Source organism: Amycolatopsis coloradensis, assembly GCF_037997115.1.
Lineage (GTDB): Bacteria > Actinomycetota > Actinomycetes > Mycobacteriales > Pseudonocardiaceae > Amycolatopsis > Amycolatopsis coloradensis_A.
Map to the genome: position 1 here is coordinate 1,834,327 of NZ_CP150484.1, position 14,888 is coordinate 1,849,214.

16 protein-coding genes are annotated in these 14,888 nt (G+C 68.7%); 10 read left to right on the forward strand and 6 right to left on the reverse strand.

Annotated elements, in window-relative coordinates:
- Positions 1 to 86: 86 nt before the first annotated feature.
- The 3 genes from LCL61_RS08490 to LCL61_RS08500 all read right to left on the reverse strand — a co-directional run bounded on the left by LCL61_RS08490 (position 87) and on the right by LCL61_RS08500 (position 1,731).
- Positions 87 to 905: a carboxylesterase family protein gene (locus LCL61_RS08490; protein ID WP_340686323.1), complete on the reverse strand. Its 819-nt coding sequence runs from the start codon at positions 903 to 905 to the stop codon at positions 87 to 89.
- Between the two features lie 4 nt (positions 906 to 909).
- The gene (locus LCL61_RS08495; RefSeq protein ID WP_340686324.1) at positions 910 to 1,038 is read right to left on the reverse strand and encodes a hypothetical protein; all 129 of its coding nucleotides are present in this window, start codon (positions 1,036 to 1,038) and stop codon (positions 910 to 912) included.
- A 228-nt stretch (positions 1,039 to 1,266) separates the two neighbouring features.
- Positions 1,267 to 1,731, reverse strand: coding sequence for a GreA/GreB family elongation factor (locus tag LCL61_RS08500; RefSeq protein WP_034310019.1), 465 nt, complete (start codon positions 1,729 to 1,731; stop codon positions 1,267 to 1,269).
- 123 nt (positions 1,732 to 1,854) lie between these two features.
- Between LCL61_RS08500 and LCL61_RS08505 the strand changes: the two genes are divergently transcribed.
- From LCL61_RS08505 to LCL61_RS08525, 4 genes are all read left to right on the forward strand, one after another.
- Positions 1,855 to 2,442 carry a TetR/AcrR family transcriptional regulator gene (locus tag LCL61_RS08505; protein WP_340686325.1) on the forward strand — a complete coding sequence of 196 codons (588 nt, stop codon included), beginning with the start codon at positions 1,855 to 1,857 and terminating at the stop codon, positions 2,440 to 2,442.
- A 104-nt stretch (positions 2,443 to 2,546) separates the two neighbouring features.
- Complete coding sequence (locus LCL61_RS42560) at positions 2,547 to 4,259, forward strand: glycoside hydrolase family 6 protein (protein ID WP_425341991.1); 1,713 nt, start codon at positions 2,547 to 2,549, stop codon at positions 4,257 to 4,259.
- Between the two features lie 164 nt (positions 4,260 to 4,423).
- Positions 4,424 to 5,476, forward strand: coding sequence for an exo-alpha-sialidase (locus tag LCL61_RS08520; RefSeq protein WP_340686326.1), 1,053 nt, complete (start codon positions 4,424 to 4,426; stop codon positions 5,474 to 5,476).
- Complete coding sequence (locus LCL61_RS08525; RefSeq protein WP_340686327.1) at positions 5,477 to 5,749, forward strand: MoaD/ThiS family protein; 273 nt, start codon at positions 5,477 to 5,479, stop codon at positions 5,747 to 5,749.
- 622 nt (positions 5,750 to 6,371) lie between these two features.
- Here LCL61_RS08525 and LCL61_RS08530 read toward each other — a convergent pair.
- The gene (locus LCL61_RS08530; protein WP_340686328.1) at positions 6,372 to 7,166 is read right to left on the reverse strand and encodes a DeoR/GlpR family DNA-binding transcription regulator; all 795 of its coding nucleotides are present in this window, start codon (positions 7,164 to 7,166) and stop codon (positions 6,372 to 6,374) included.
- Between the two features lie 5 nt (positions 7,167 to 7,171).
- The gene (locus LCL61_RS08535; RefSeq protein WP_340686329.1) at positions 7,172 to 7,789 is read right to left on the reverse strand and encodes a histidine phosphatase family protein; all 618 of its coding nucleotides are present in this window, start codon (positions 7,787 to 7,789) and stop codon (positions 7,172 to 7,174) included.
- A gap of 77 nt (positions 7,790 to 7,866) precedes the next feature.
- Between LCL61_RS08535 and LCL61_RS08540 the strand changes: the two genes are divergently transcribed.
- The 6 genes from LCL61_RS08540 (at position 7,867) to LCL61_RS08565 (ending at position 14,036) form a co-directional block, all read left to right on the forward strand.
- The gene (locus LCL61_RS08540) at positions 7,867 to 8,553 is read left to right on the forward strand and encodes an HAD family phosphatase (protein ID WP_340686330.1); all 687 of its coding nucleotides are present in this window, start codon (positions 7,867 to 7,869) and stop codon (positions 8,551 to 8,553) included.
- Positions 8,550 to 10,235 carry a dihydroxyacetone kinase family protein gene (locus LCL61_RS08545; RefSeq protein WP_340686331.1) on the forward strand — a complete coding sequence of 562 codons (1,686 nt, stop codon included), beginning with the start codon at positions 8,550 to 8,552 and terminating at the stop codon, positions 10,233 to 10,235. Before LCL61_RS08540 ends, LCL61_RS08545 begins: the two co-directional genes overlap by 4 nt.
- A complete protein-coding gene (locus LCL61_RS08550; protein ID WP_340686332.1) occupies positions 10,236 to 10,697 on the forward strand; it encodes a ribose-5-phosphate isomerase in 462 nt (153 codons plus the stop codon).
- 206 nt (positions 10,698 to 10,903) lie between these two features.
- Positions 10,904 to 11,938: a 2-hydroxyacid dehydrogenase gene (locus LCL61_RS08555; RefSeq protein ID WP_340686333.1), complete on the forward strand. Its 1,035-nt coding sequence runs from the start codon at positions 10,904 to 10,906 to the stop codon at positions 11,936 to 11,938.
- A complete protein-coding gene (locus LCL61_RS08560) occupies positions 11,935 to 13,383 on the forward strand; it encodes an FGGY-family carbohydrate kinase (RefSeq protein ID WP_340686334.1) in 1,449 nt (482 codons plus the stop codon). The genes LCL61_RS08555 and LCL61_RS08560 overlap by 4 nt, the downstream gene beginning before the upstream one ends.
- Before the next feature lie 2 nt (positions 13,384 to 13,385).
- Complete coding sequence (locus LCL61_RS08565; protein ID WP_340688530.1) at positions 13,386 to 14,036, forward strand: class II aldolase/adducin family protein; 651 nt, start codon at positions 13,386 to 13,388, stop codon at positions 14,034 to 14,036.
- A 106-nt stretch (positions 14,037 to 14,142) separates the two neighbouring features.
- Here the strand turns inward: LCL61_RS08565 and LCL61_RS08570 are convergent, their stop codons facing one another.
- A complete protein-coding gene (locus LCL61_RS08570; RefSeq protein WP_340686335.1) occupies positions 14,143 to 14,835 on the reverse strand; it encodes an HD domain-containing protein in 693 nt (230 codons plus the stop codon).
- Positions 14,836 to 14,888 lie beyond the last annotated feature (53 nt).

Genomic DNA, 14,888 nt, shown 5'->3' on the forward strand with positions numbered 1-14,888 from the left:
AGGCCGTCTTCGAGTCCGATGAAGGGGCCTTTCATAGCAAAATTTGCTATGAAAGGCCCCTTCATTGCACGCGGGGACAGGGCCGGTCAGGAGCGAAGGCCCGCCCAGAAGCCGCACCGGTGATCGACGTCGTGAGAGACAGGGCGGATCGCGTCCGGCGCGAGCGAAAGCACGACATCGGATTTCCACCGTGGCGACTCGTGCCCGTTCGGATCACCCGTGCGCATGAACGTGGTCCAGTACGCGATCATCTGCTCCGAAAGACGTTTCTGCGCCTCATCGAGCGAGTCTTCGACCCCGCTGAGCTCGAACAGATAGACCAGATCGAGGGCGTGCGCCGCGCCGTGGGGGAGGCCGGGCGCCTCGATCCGGTTCACGTTGGGGGCGTTCTTGTCGTCGAACTCGTAGGCGTGCACCGGAGTTCGCCGTGAAAGCAGCCTGTTCCCCTCGGCCGTCGGGCAGGCCCACGAACGGTCGGTGGTGACCGTCGCCCACGCCATGGCGGGCGAAAGATAGTCCCGCGACGGATACTTCGCCGGCACCTCGTCCGCGTGTTCGCCGAAAGCGTTGCGCAGAAACTCCTGATAGCGCTCCTCGGTGATCGGTTCGTGCAGGGCGGCGCCCGCGATGAACGACCTCATCTCGTCGTGCGTGCCGCCCGAGAGCACCGGCACACGGTGAAAAGCGCCTTGTCGCACGGCTTTCGCGGGATCGGACGGCAGCAGCGGCGTGTGAGAGGTCAGGTGATTGGCGAAGGACTGGTGATCCTTCAGCAAATCCGCGGCCGGGAGACGACGCAGGCAGCCGAGCGCGAGCAGCGCGCCGACGCCGAAGCCGCGAAGCACGTAGTACCCGGCGACGGGCACGACGACTTCGAGCAGCACCACACCCCACTGGCGGATCACGGGATCACTGCCTCCGGGTCGCGAGATCGAAGAGGGTCACCAGTTCGGCCGCGTAGGTGGTGAGGTCCGGTTCCGGCGCTCCGGCGAGCAGGAACACCGGGCCCTCCACCGAACGCCGGATCGTCGTCGCCATCACGTGGACGTCGAACTCGCGGAACTCTCCCGACTCCTGGCCCCAGCGCNGCCGAGAGCGAACAGGTTCCCGGTCTCGCGCAGCATGCCGATCCCGGGGATCTTCGCCGATGAAGCGGAAGAGCTCACGCGCCACCTGACCCCGGATCTTGTGGCCGCAAGCGGTGGTTGCCGGCTCTCCCTTCCCTCGGCTCAGCCGAGGGAAGGGGGCCTTCACGCGCGAACGAGGTCAGGCAGGCGGCTTCAGGGTGACGACGGTGGCACTGGTCTCGCCACGCGGCGTCCGGTACGTGATCTCGTCGCCCTCCTTGGCGCCGACGAGCGCCAGGCCGAGCGGGCTGTCCGACGTGACCGTGGAGGCGTCGGCGTCCTCGCCCGGGATCGTGACGATGTGGAGCTCGTCTTCGTCGCCGTCGGCGAACCTGAGGGTGACGGTGGTGCCGTCGGGCAGCAGACCCTTGCTGTTCCGGCCGCCGTGCTCCAGTTTCGCCGCGACGTCGGCGATGCGCCGGTCGAGGTAGGCGGCGGCCTCCGCGCGGTCCAGCACCTCCGCCTGATCGGCGGCGTCGCCGGTTCGTTCCTGCTCGCCGACGAGCGGCGCCATCGCGTCGCGCTGCGCACGCAGATCGGCGAGTTCCTTCTCCAGCTGCCGTCGCGCGGCCGGGCTGAACCCGTTGTCCCCTGAGGTCACCATGTCGCGCATTGTCCGCTACGGATCGACGGCTAGCCACCTAGATTTTTCACCCGCTGTGATCGGCCAGGACGGTTGCCCTAAGCTTCAGGGCTAGTGTCCTGACTACTTGGTGTAAGGAACTTCGTGACCGCCGTTCCCGGCCGCAGCGCGCGGCTCTCCCCCAATCAGCTGCAGAAACAGGAACAGATCGTCGAAGCGGCGCGTGTCGTGCTCGCCAGGGACGGGCTCGCGGGCTGCACCGTGCGGGCGATCGCGGACGCCGGGCCGCTCACGAAGAGTGCGATTCATTACTACTTCGCGGATATCGACGTCCTGATCGACCGCGCGATGGCGGCGCACATCACAACGTTCATCGCCGATTTGCGCAAAATTTCGGCGCAACACGATCACCCGGATGAGCGGCTCTTCGCCGCGCTGGAGGCCTTCCTCGCCGAGTTCTCCGGCCGTCCGAACGCGGCCTTCCTCTGGTTCGAATACTGGATCGCCGCGGGCCGGGCGCAGCATCCTCAGGCCATCGACGTGATGCTGACGTCGATCACCGAACTGCTCGCGGAACTGCTCACCCCGCTCGACGTCGAAGACCCCAGGGCGCGAGCGCGAGCCCTCCTGTCCTATCTGCTCGGCGCGATCGTCCAGCAGCGCGTCCGGCGGCGGCCGTTCGCCGCCTTGCGCGGAGACATCGAAGCTCTCTGTTTCGCGAACTACGGGTAGAAATACGCATTAGATCCGTACCGTTACGGATTGTTCTCCTCTTCCGGCTCCGGCCATGGTGAGGTTCCCCCTCCCTTCCCTTGCCTGAGAGCTAGGAGACGACGATGCGCATAAGACGGTGCATGGCCGTGGCGATCGCGGCCGTCGCGGCGTTCACCATCCCGGTCGCCGCGAGTCCGGCGACCGCGGACCAGCAGGCCGAGGACGCGCAGGTGCAGATCTACGAGGTCTTCGGCACCGGGACTTCGCAGCAGCGCACCCAGATCTCCCGGCTCGGTGTCGACGTCCTCGGTTCCGCGGGTGGCACGACCACGTTCATCGGCGAGGCACGCGACGCGGCGAAGATCCGTTCGCTCGGCTATCGCGTCGAGCAGCGTGGCGTCGTCGACAGGTCGGAGAAGGTGGGCACCAACGCGATCAACGACTTCCCGCCGTCGGACTCCGGCTACCACAACTACGCCGAGGTCACGACCGAACTGCGCAACGCCCAGTCGAACTTCGGCTCGATCGCGCGGCTGAGCAGCGTCGGCAACTCGTACCAGGGCCGCGCGCTGAACATGCTCAAGATCAGTGACAACGTCGCCACGGACGAGAACGAGCCCGAAGTCCTCTTCACCTGCAACCAGCACGCCCGCGAGCACCTCACCACCGAGATGTGCCTGCGGATCGTGAACCGGTTCACCCAGGGCTACGCCTCCGACCCGGCGATCAAGCGGTTCGTCGACAGCGTCGAGATCTACGTGATCCCGAACGTCAACCCGGACGGCTCGGAGTACGACATCTCCGGATGCGGTCGCGCATCCAGAGGACGAAACGCGGGTTGTACGAATCTTGTACGGGAGGGCTCGAAGCTGGTGGGCATGCGCATCAAGACGCTCGGTCTGCTGGCCGCCTCGTTGCTGGCCCTCGTCGCCGCGCCGGCCCAGGCCGCCGACGGCAACCCCCTCGAGAAGACCAACGGCTTCTACGTCGACCCGAACTCCAACCCCGCGGTCTGGGTGCGGGACCACCCGGGCGGCACCGCCGACAAGATCAAGGCCGCCATCTCCACCAAGGCGGGCGCGCGCTGGTTCGGCAACTGGAGCGGGAACGTCAAGACCGCCGTCGACGGTTACACCTACGCCGCCGACGTCGCGGACAAGCTGCCGATCCTGGTCGCGTACAACATCCCCGGCCGCGACTGCGGTGGTCACTCCGGTGGCGGCGCGGGCAGCCCGGAGGCGTACCGGACCTGGATTTCGAACTTCGCCGACGGTATCGGCGGCAAGCCCGCGGTCGTCGTCATCGAGCCGGACGCGCTCGCGCAGGTCGACTGCCTGCCCGCCGGTGAACGTCAGACCCGCCTCGACCTGCTCAAGTACGCCGCGGAGCAGTTCGCCGCCAAGGCCCCGAACACCTGGGCGTACATGGACGGCGGCAACTCGACCTGGATCCCGGCCGCGACCATGGCCGACCGGCTCAACGCCGTCGGAGTGAAGTCGATCCGCGGTCTCGCGATCAACGTGTCGAACTACAAGACCACCACCGACTCGGCGAACTACGGCAAGGCCGTCAGCGCCGCGCTGTCGAGCAAGTACGGCTACACCAAGCCGTTCGTGATCGACACGAGCCGCAACGGCAACGGCCCGCTGGGCTCCGAATGGTGCAACCCGGCCGGGCGCAAGCTCGGGGTGACCTCGCAGACCGGCGGCGGCGCCGAGATGCTGCTCTGGGTCAAGGTACCCGGTGACTCCGACGGCAAGTGCGGGATCGCACCGAACGTCGAAGCCGGTCAGTTCAGCCCCGATCTGGCGCTGCGCCTGATCAGCGGGACCTGACCGCCCCCGATACCCGTCGCGCCGGCTGTTCGTCTGTGACCCTCGTTCTCCCGAGAAGGCGAGGGCCACGACCCCTTGGACAGCAGCCGGCGCGACGCCTCCATTTCCACGCTTTCCGGTAGTACGGTGACCTGAGTCACAGTGTCGACCGGGAGGATGGCGTCGTGGAGTTCCAGCTGGGGATCGGTACCAGGAAGGGCTTGTTCCTCGCCCGCAGCGAGGACCGCGAGAACTGGGAAATCTCCGAACCGAAGTTCCCCATGGAGGCTGTCCGGGCGGTCGCGCTGGCCCCCTCCAAGGTCTACGCGGCCGCGGTCAACGAACACTTCGGCCCGACCATCGCGACCTCGGAGGACTTCGGCGAGACCTGGTCCGAACCCGATCACGCGCCGGTCGCCTTCCCCGCCGGCACGGAGACCGCGCTCGAAGGCATCTGGCAGATCGTGCTCGCCGGTGACGTCATCTATGCCGGTGCCGAGCCGTCGGCGCTGTTCCGGTCCGAGGACGGCGGCGAGACCTTCGAGCTGGTGCGCGGGCTTTGGGATCACGAGCACCGTCCACACTGGACTCCCGGTGGCGGCGGCCAGATGATCCACACGATCCTGCCGCATCCCACGGATCGAGGGCGGATCACCGTCGCCATGTCGACGGGTGGGGTCTACCGCACCGAGGACGGCGGCAAGAGCTGGACGGCGTCCAACCGCGGGATCAGCGCCGGTTTCCTGCCCGGCGAGGAGCCCGAATTCGGGCAGTGCGTGCACAAGGTCGCGATGCATCCGTCGCGCCCCGAGCGGTTCTTCCTGCAGAACCACGGCGGTGTTTACCGCAGCGACGACGACGCGAAGACGTGGCAGTCGATCGCCGGCGGCCTGCCGAACGACTTCGGCTTCGCCATGGTCGTCCATCCGTCCAAACCGGACACCGTCTACACCTTCCCTTTGGTGGCCGACGTTCTCCGCTTCCCGCCGGAGGGCCGATGCCGGGTCTACCGCAGCGAGGACGCGGGCGAGACCTGGACCGGGCTCGGAAGCGGTTTGCCGGACAAGGGTTTCTACGCGGGAGTGCTGCGGGACGGGATGTGCGTCGATTCGCGGGACGGCGTCTACTTCGGCACGCGATCCGGCGAAGTGTGGGCGAGCCCCGACGAAGGCGACACGTGGCATCAGGTGGCCGCGCATCTGCCGGACGTGCTGTGCGTGCGGGCCCAGGTGGTCTAGGTGGTCCGGGTCCTGCTGCCCGCGATGTTGCGGCCGCTCGCGGACGGCCGCGGCGCGCTCGAAGTCGAGGCTTCGACGCTCGACGGCGTCCTGGACTCGCTCGGCGCCGGGTTCCCCGCGCTGGAACGCCGTCTGCGCGACGAAACCGGCGCGCTGCGGCGCTACGTGAACTTCTATGTGGACGGTGAGGAGTGCCGCCGTCTCGACGGTGCCAAGACCGCCCTCGACGGGGTGAAGGAAGTCCAGATCATCCCGTCGGTCGCCGGCGGCTGACGGGGGCGCGGAGGTCGTGAAGGCCTCCTGCCCTACCTTGAAGGTCAATGCCGGCTGCTTGTGGCGTGATGGACTTGGCGGCAGGGGTAGACTCGTCAAGGGTCAGGCGCGCTCTGACGGTCCACAAAGGACAGGCGTTGAGATGCGAGTGCTCGGTTTGAACATGGACATGAATCGGGCACCTTGGCGCGATAAAGTGTCCCTTGTGGACAATCGGGCCCAGTTGGCTCCTCGTCCGCCAGCCGAGGCCGCATCGGTCGCCGGCCCCCGAACGTCAGGAAAGGGTCGTTCAGGACGAAAAACGTCCTCGTGAGTGGCGTTTCGGGTTCTGATCCGAAACGTCACTCACGACCCCATCCGGGCCTCAACCAGACATTGAGTCAGCGAAAAGTGTCCTTCGTGGACACTCAGCGGTGCGGTCGGCTCCTGTCGGCCAGGGCAACCGGGCGCATGACCTGCGGCAATCCTCACCGCTTACGATCAAGACCCCACCCAAGATCAACTTAAGCTACGTGGCATTGGGTGCTGACCGCATTCCTCACTCACGACCACCCGCCAGGTGCGCTTCGGCGCTCGCCCCATCGGCCCCGCGAACCGGCAACCTGACGCCGGGCCGAAGCCTTCAGAGCTCCGCGATGTCCACTTCCACCTGGCTTCGCATCTCCTCGGCCAGGTGGTCTTCCACCCCGTCGTCGACGATCAGCACGTCGAAGTCGCTCAACGGCGCCAGCCGGTGCAGCGCCGCGCGTTCGGTCTTGCTGTGGTCCATCAGCAGCACCTTCGTCCGGGCGCTGGCCAGCATCGCGCGTTTCAGCATCACGATCTCCGGCTCCTGGTGGAACGTCATCCGCGTGTTCATCGCCGAGGTCGAAACGAAGGTCGCGTCGACGTTGATCCGCTCGATCGCCTCGAGGCTCTGCATGCCGAGGAACGAGTCGTGGGTCGCCGAGTAGTCGCCGCCGATGCAGATGAGTCGCAGGTCGGGGACGCCTTTGAGCAGTTCGATGGCGCCGAGGTAGTTCGTCGCGACGGTCAGCGGGGTGACCCGGTGCAGCATCTTCGCCAGCGCGAGGGCGCTCGTGGAGTCGTCGAGCAGGATCGACATCCCCGGTTCGACGCGGGCGAGCGCGTGCGCGGCGATGGCCATCTTCTCCTCCGAATGCACGTTCATCCGGTAGTCGGCGTTGCTTTCGAAGACCGTCGACGGCATGGCCGACACGCCGCCCCGGTACTTCCGGAGCAGGCCGCGCCGTGCCAGTTCGTCGACGTCGCGGTGCACCGTCATGGTGCTGACGCCGGTGAGTTCCACCAGTTCGGCGATGCTCGCGGAGCCGGTCGTGAAGACGTGTTCGGTGATCAGCTGCTGACGCGTGTTACGAGAGTGTGCGCTCGCACCGGCCGTCTTCTCATCGCTCATACCGTTCAGTATCGCGTGTGCGCCGGCTGGTTGAGGCGCAGCAGGCCGGTGCGCGTGCCGTCGATCGCGATCTCGGTGACGGCCGCGTTGTCCAGCCGCGGGAACACCGTGCGGTAGGTCTCGAGCGGGATGCCGAGCAGTGCGCACAGGGTCAGCCTGATCAGCGTGTTGTGCGCGACGACGAGCACCGTCTCGCCCGGTACCTCGGCGGCGATCGCGCGCAAGGCCCCGGCTCCGCGGGCGGCCGCTTCCTCCGGAGGCTCCGAACCGGGGAAGGCGCCGGTCACGGGATCGGCGAGAAACCGCGCGACCGCCTCGGGATCCGACGCCGCCAGCTCGTCCCTGGTGCGCCCTTCCATCAGTCCGAAGTGGACTTCACGCAGTCCGTCGACCACTCGCAAGGGCAGGCCCAGCGCCTCGGCCGAAGGCGCCGCCGTGCGACGAGCCCGGCTCTGCGGCGAGCAGTACACCGCCGACGGCCTGACCGCCGCGGCGAAGCCGGCGAGCTCGTCCGCCTGGCGCAGCCCTTCCCCGGTCAGCGCGACGTCGCTGCTGCCCGCGTACCGGTTCTCGCCGTGCCATTCGGTCTGGCCGTGCCGTGCCAATAACAACCGTGCGACCACGGGGTCCCTCCTCAGGGCTTGTCCAGATCACATCATCGATGTTAATTTAACAGCATCGATGTGAAAGGAGATGCCGGATGGCACTCGCCGCGGTGGTGTTCGACCTGGACGGTGTCCTCGTCGACAGTGAACACCTTTGGGAGGAGAACTGGGTGGCGTACGCCGCCCGGCACCGCACCGAATGGACGGCTGAGGACACCGCGTCCGTGCAGGGGATGAGCGCGCCCGAATGGGCCGCGTACCTCGCGAAGCGGTCCGGCACTCCGGAAAGCGCGGCCGAGGTCGAGCGTGCCGTGGTGGACGGCATGATCGCCGCGATCGAGGCGGGAGAGGCGCCCTTGCTGCCGGGCGCCGGTGAGATGGTCCGCGAGGTGAGCGCGAAGGTGCCGGTCGCACTGGCGTCGTCGGCCGCCCGCCGGGTGATCGACGCGGTACTCGACAAGCACGGGCTCACCGGTGAGTTCTCCGCGACCGTTTCCAGCGCCGAGGTCGCCAGGGGCAAGCCGAGTCCGGACGTCTACCTCGAAGCCGCGGCCAGGCTGGGCCGGTCCGGCGAGGAGTGCCTGGGCGTCGAAGACTCCAGCAACGGCATCCGTGCCGCCGCGGCGGCCGGGCTCACCGTGATCGCGCTGCCGAACCCGGTGTACCCGCCGAAGCCGGACGCGCTGGAGCTGGCCGCCGAGGTCGCGGAGAACAACGACGACGTGAGGCGCAAGCTGCTCGCGTACCTGTCCGGCGAACTCGCGGAAGCGAGCGGGCGATGACGGTCCTGGGTACCGCGGAGACGTTCAAACGCGACTGGCTGGACGGGTTCGTCACCGCCTACGGGCGTTCGGTGCGCAAGGTGCCCGATGCGTACGGCGTGCTGCGCCGGGAGGATTCCGCGCCCAAGGTCGCGGTGGTGATCGGCGGCGGCTGCGGGCACTACCCCGCGTTCGCCGGGCTGGTCGGTCCCGGGCTCGCCGACGGCGCCGTGGTGGGTGACGTGTTCACCAGCCCGAGCGCCGAACAGGTCTATCGCACGGCGCGGGCCGCGGAGAGCGGCGCCGGCGTGCTCTTCGGTTACGGCAACTACCAGGGCGACGTGCTGCATTTCGGGCTCGCCGCGCGGAGGCTGGCCGCCGAGGGCGTCGAAAGCCGGACGGTCCTGGTCACCGACGACATCGCCAGCGGTCCCGCCGACTCGCCGGAGAGGCGTCGCGGTGTCGCGGGCGACTTCCTGGTCTTCAAGATCGCGGGTGCCGCCGCCGAACGCGGTGACGATCTGGCCGCCGTGCACGCGGTGGCGGAGAAGGCGAACGCGAACACCCGGACCTTCGGCGTCGCGTTCGGCGGGTGCACCCTGCCCGGCGCTTCCGCGCCGCTGTTCACCGTCGGCGAGAGCGAGATGGAGCTGGGGCTCGGCATCCACGGCGAGCCCGGTGTGCGCACGGTCGGCAGGCTGAGCGCACGGGAGCTGGCCGACGAACTGGTCGACGGCCTCCTCCCGGAGCTGCCCGCCGGTGACGGCCGGGTGGTGGTCCTGCTGAACGGACTGGGGCGCACCAAGTACGAGGAGATGTTCGCGACCTACATCCGCGTGCACGAACGGCTCGCCGCGGCGGGGCTCAGCCCGCTGCACACCGAGGTCGGTGAATTCGTCACGTCGCTCGACATGGCGGGTGTCTCGCTGTCGATCCTGGTGCTCGACGACGAACTCGCCGAGCTCTACGCGGCTCCTTGCGACACCCCTGGCTACCGGAGCACCGGTGCCGCGCTGGCACAGGTTCCGCTGGAGTCCACAGTGGACTCGCTGCTGGCCGAGACCGCGCCGGGGCAGGGCATCGTGGACCGCGCGTTGACGGCGGCCCTGCAGGACATCGAGGCCAACGAGGCCGAACTCGGCAGGTTGGACGCGGTCGCGGCGGACGGCGACCACGGTCTCGGCATGACCAGGGGGATGCGGGCCGCGGTGGCCGCCGCGCGGCGGGACGAGGACTCGCAGTCCACCGCGCTCCTGGCCGCCGGGACGGCGTTCGCCGACGCGGCGGGCGGTGCGTCCGGTGCGCTGTACGGGGTCCTGCTCGCCGAGACCGGTGCGGGACTGCGGGGTCTGCCGGGCGACGAGGTCACCACGGAAGCTCTCGCGAGCGCGGTGGACGGCGCCGTGAAGGCGTTCGTCGAACTGGGCAAGGCCGAGCCCGGTGAAAAGACCATGCTCGACGCCATCGAGCCGTTCAGGCTGGCGTTGCGCGAACAGGCCGAAGCGGGCGCCGACGTCCCGCAGGCCTGGCAGAAGGCGGCCCAGGTCGCGGTGAGCGCGGCCGAGGCCACGGCGGACCTGCTGCCCGCCAAGGGGCGGGCGGCCCGGTTGGCGAAGCGGAGCAAAGGGCACCCCGATCCCGGGGCCACTTCGTTCGCGTTGCTCGTCACCGCGGTCGGCCAGGCTCTGGGAAAGGAAGACTGAATGCGGATCGTGGTGGCGGCGGACAACGCCGGGGTCGCTCTCAAAGACCAGCTGCGTGACCTGCTCCTAGCCGATGACCGGGTGGACGAGGTCACCGACCTCGGCGTGGCCGATGGCTCCGACGACAAGGCGTACCCGCTGCTCGGCCTCGCGGCGGCGGAGACGATCGCCCGGGGCGAGGCGGATCGCGGTGTGCTGGTCTGCGGGACCGGGATCGGCATGGCCATTTCGGCGAACAAGGTTCCCGGGGTGCGGGCCACGGTCGCGCACGACTCGTACTCCGCCGAGCGTTCGGTCAAGTCGAACGATTGCCAGGTGATCACCTTCGGCGCCCGGGCGATCGGTCCGGAGCTGGCGAAGAAGATCGTCGCCGAATGGGTCGGCTACCGCTTCGACCCGGCCTCGGCCAGCGCGAGCAAGGTCGCGCACATCACCGAATACGAGCAAGCGCTGAGTACCTGATGGTGAACCCGCGACCGCGATCGACGTCGGCAGGGCACTGCTCTCTCAGGGCACGTCACGTCCGGCGGACAGGGCGCCCTGCCACCGCGATAGCGGGGCCTTCGGCCAGGGCGGCTTCACGCGTACGGTCACTTTTCCGGATACATCTCAGCTCCGCCAACAATCATTGAGACTGCCCGATGCGGGCACGGAGAGAGGACGCAGAGTTGCGGATACTCGCTGCGGGAGACCATTTCGTCGGCACCGGCCTGCTGGCCGACGCCGTCCGTGCCGAGATCGGCGCCGGGCACGAGTTCTCGGAACTGACCCTGCCCTGGCCGGTGGAGCCGTTCGGCCCGGTCGCGAACGTGCACGAGGCCAGCGGCACCGAGGAGCAGGTGATCGAGGCGCTGGCGGGAGCCGAGGTCGCGGTCACCCAGATGGCGCCCTTCACCAAACAGGTGTTCGCCGCCGCGCCGGGGCTCAAACTCGTGTCGGTGTGCCGGGGAGGCCCGGTCAACGTGGACCTCGCGGCGGCCACCGAAGCGGGTGTCGCGGTGACGTACGCGCCCGGCCGGAACGCCGGTGCCGCCGCCGAATTCGCGGTGGGGATGATCCTGGCCGCGATGCGCAGGATCTCGACGTCCTCGGCCGAACTGCTGGGGGGCACCTGGCGCGGTGACTACTACGCCTACGACCAGGCCGGTCTCGAACTCGACGGGACCACCGTCGGCCTGGTCGGGTACGGCGCGATCGGCGCGCGGGTGGCCAAGGTGCTCGTGGCGTTCGGCGCGAAGGTGCTGGTCGCCGATCCGTTCGCGGACCCCGCCAAGATCGCCGCCGACGGCGCGGAACTCGTCGAGCTGGAAGCTCTGCTGCGCCGCAGTTTCGTGGTGAGCCTGCACGCCCGGCTCACCGAGGAGACCCGGCATCTGATCGACGCCGCCAAACTCGCCTTGCTGCCGGAGGGCGCCGTACTGGTCAACACCGCGCGCGGTGGCCTGCTGGACTACGCCCCGCTGCCGGAAGCCCTGCGTTCGGGACGGCTCGGCGCACTCGCGCTCGACGTGTACGACGTCGAGCCTCCGCCCGCGGACTGGGCACTGCGGGACGCGCCGAACGTGATCGCGACCCCGCACCTCGCCGGAGCAAGCAGGCAGACGGCGGAGCGGGCGGCGAGTATCGTCGCCGCCGAGGTCGGCCGGTACGTCCGCGGGGAGGCGCTCTCGAATCTGGCGAACCCCGAGGTCCTGCGGCCATGATCATCGGCGTCGACATCGGCACGTCACTGACGAAGGCGGTCGTCTTCGACAAGGCCGGGATGTCCGTGGCGAGCGCGTGCACCACGTCCGAGGTGCACCACTTGCCGGGCGGGCTGGTCGAACAAGACCTCGACCAGGTGCTCGGCACCGTGGCGACGGTGGTCCGCAAGGTCGCCGCCGGGCTCGACGGTCCGGTCACCGCGTTGGCCCTCACCGGACAGGGCGACGGACTGTGGCTGCGTGACGAGTCCGGCGAGGCAGTGCGCCCGGCGATCTCCTGGCTCGACGGACGGGCGAACTCGCTGCTCGCCGAATGGCAGGCCGACGGAGTGATCAGGGAAGTGTTCCGCCGCACCGCGTCGGGAATGTTCCCGGGCTGCGCCGCGGCGATCATGTCCTTTTTGGACACTCATGAGCCGGAGTCGCTGGACAGGGCGGCGGTGGCGGGCTACTGCGTCGACGCTGTGCTCCAGCGCTTGACCGGCGAGATCACCGTCGACGCCTCGGATGCTTCGCTGCCCTTCCTCGATCCGGCGACCCGGCGCTACGACGAAGGTGCCATCGCGGCCGTCGGACTCTCCCACCGCCGGAGCCTGTTCGTGGAGCCCGCGGCGCCGAAGACCGTTTTCCGGCTGGACGAGCGCGGAGCCGGGCTGCTCGGTCTTCCCGTCGGGCTGCCGGTCACCGCGGGGCCGTTCGACCTGCCCGCGAGCGCCATCGGCGCCGGTGTACGACGGCCGGGCGACGGCATTCTCACGGCGGGCACCACACTCGCGTGCCAGGTCCTGACGGGCTCGGCGGAATTCGATCCGGAGGGCGAGCCGGCGGGCATGTTCCTTTGCACGCCGGAAGCGGGAGAGTTCCTGCGGGCTATGCCCGCGATGGTCGGCACCGCGGGCATCGACTGGGTGTGCCGTCTGTTCGGCATCGCGGTCGAGGAGATCGGCCCGCTGCTCGACGCGAGCAGGCCGGGCGCGGGTGGTGTTCGCGCGCTGCCGTTCCTCTCCGCGTCGGGTGAGCGAGCGCCGTTCGTCGACGCTTCGGCGAGGGCGCAGTTCTCCGGTCTGAGCCTGGAGAGCGAACGCGGCGACATCGTCCGGGCGCTGTGCGAGTCGATCGCTTACGCGGCAAGGCATTGCTTCGACGCCGCCGGGCTCACCGGCACGTTGTACGCCTGCGGCGGCGGGGTTCGCTCGCTCGAGTGGACCCGCATCTTCGCCGACGTTCTCGGGCGGCCCATCGTGATCCCCGGCGATCCGGGGGTCGGCGCGCGGGGAGCGGTGATCGTCGCGGCGGACGCCCTCGGCGAGCCGGTCGACCGGGAGCTGTGGGCGGAAAGCGCACGCGTGGTCGAGGTCAGGCCCGAGAACGTAGAGTTCTACGAGCAGGGCTACGCCGACTATCAGGCCTCACTGGCCGCGGCCCGCGGACTCTGGAGGTTGTGACGGTGATCCTGGCCAAAGAACGCTTGGCGGTCTGCGAATTCGCCCGCCGGATGACCACCGACGGACTCGTGGTCGGCACCTCCGGGAATGTCTCCGCGCGGCAGGGCGACCTGATCGCGGTGACCCCGACAGGAGTCGGCTACGCCGGGCTGCGGCCGGAGGACGTACCGATCGTCGGCCTGGACGGTGAGGTCGTCGACGGCTCGCTCAAACCGACCAGCGAGCTCCCGATGCACCTCACCGTGTACCGACAGGCGGTGGATCCGGAGGGCAAACCGGTCTCCGCCGTGGTGCACACGCATTCCGTGCACGCCACAGCGGTTTCCACCCTCGTCACCGAGGTGCCGCCGATCCACTACATGCTCGCCGCGATCGGCCCCACAGCCCGTGTCGCGGCCTACGCGACATACGGCACCGAGGAGCTCGCCAAAGTGATGCTGGAGGCGCTGGAAGGACGCCGTGGCTGCCTGCTGGCGAACCACGGCACCATCACCTTCGGCGACAGCCTCGGCTCCGCCTACAGCCGGGCGCAGCAGCTGGAGTGGGTCTGCCAGGTGTGGCTGACGGCCCGGGCGGCGGGAACACCGAACCTGCTCCCGCCCGCCGAGATCGAGCACGTCGTGGAGAAACTCCGCGGCTACGGCCAGCGTTGACGTCACGCGTGTTCCGTCTCCAAGCACGCGTGTCGCGCCTCTGATCACGCGAAAACCGCTGTACGCCACCGAATGACGAGCCGACGGCAATCGTGATCGCGCGACGCTAGGAAGCAGCGGGCTCGGCCTCGAAGTCCGTGGCGTCCACGGCGTGTACCGCGTCGAGGAGCTCGACGACCGTCGGATCGTCGACGGCTTCCTTGATGCACTGCCACAACTGAAGATTCGCCAACGCCCAGCGGGAGTAGTTCTCCGCCGCTTTGGGGTTGTAGAAGTAGTAGCCACTGTCGTGGACATCGCGTTGCTCGCCGACGATCTTGTCCGCCAGCTCGCGGAGGCTCAACCCGTTCTCCCGCAGATAGCGGTGGGCGAGTACGACGGGCGTCACCGGCAGCGCCTTGAACAGCGTGTCGGCGTCGCTCAGCGCTTGAGCCTCGAGCGAGATGTGCCGGCCTCTGGTGGCCATTTCGGCTTCGTCGATGATCTCGTCGATCCACCGGGCCACGGTCTCCTCGACACCGCATTCCCGCAGGATGCCCAGCCGGAGGTCTCGTCCGGCGGCCGCGGGGGAGTTCCGGTGCACGATGTAGTTCACATCGTGCACCAGCGCCGCCACCTCGACGACGGCTCGGTCCGCACCGTTGTGATCGGCGAACCCCGCGGCCTTGGCCCGGACGAAACTCACGTGGTGCCAGCCGTGGAACTGCAGTCTGTCCGCATAACGCCAGCACAGTCGCCGGACATGGTGTTCGACGGCTTCGATGGTCTGGGAAGGAATCGTGCTCTTTCGCGCGCGCATACACCTCTCCGTTCCCGTTTACAGACGGGTGGAGCAAGGGTATGCGTCTTCGA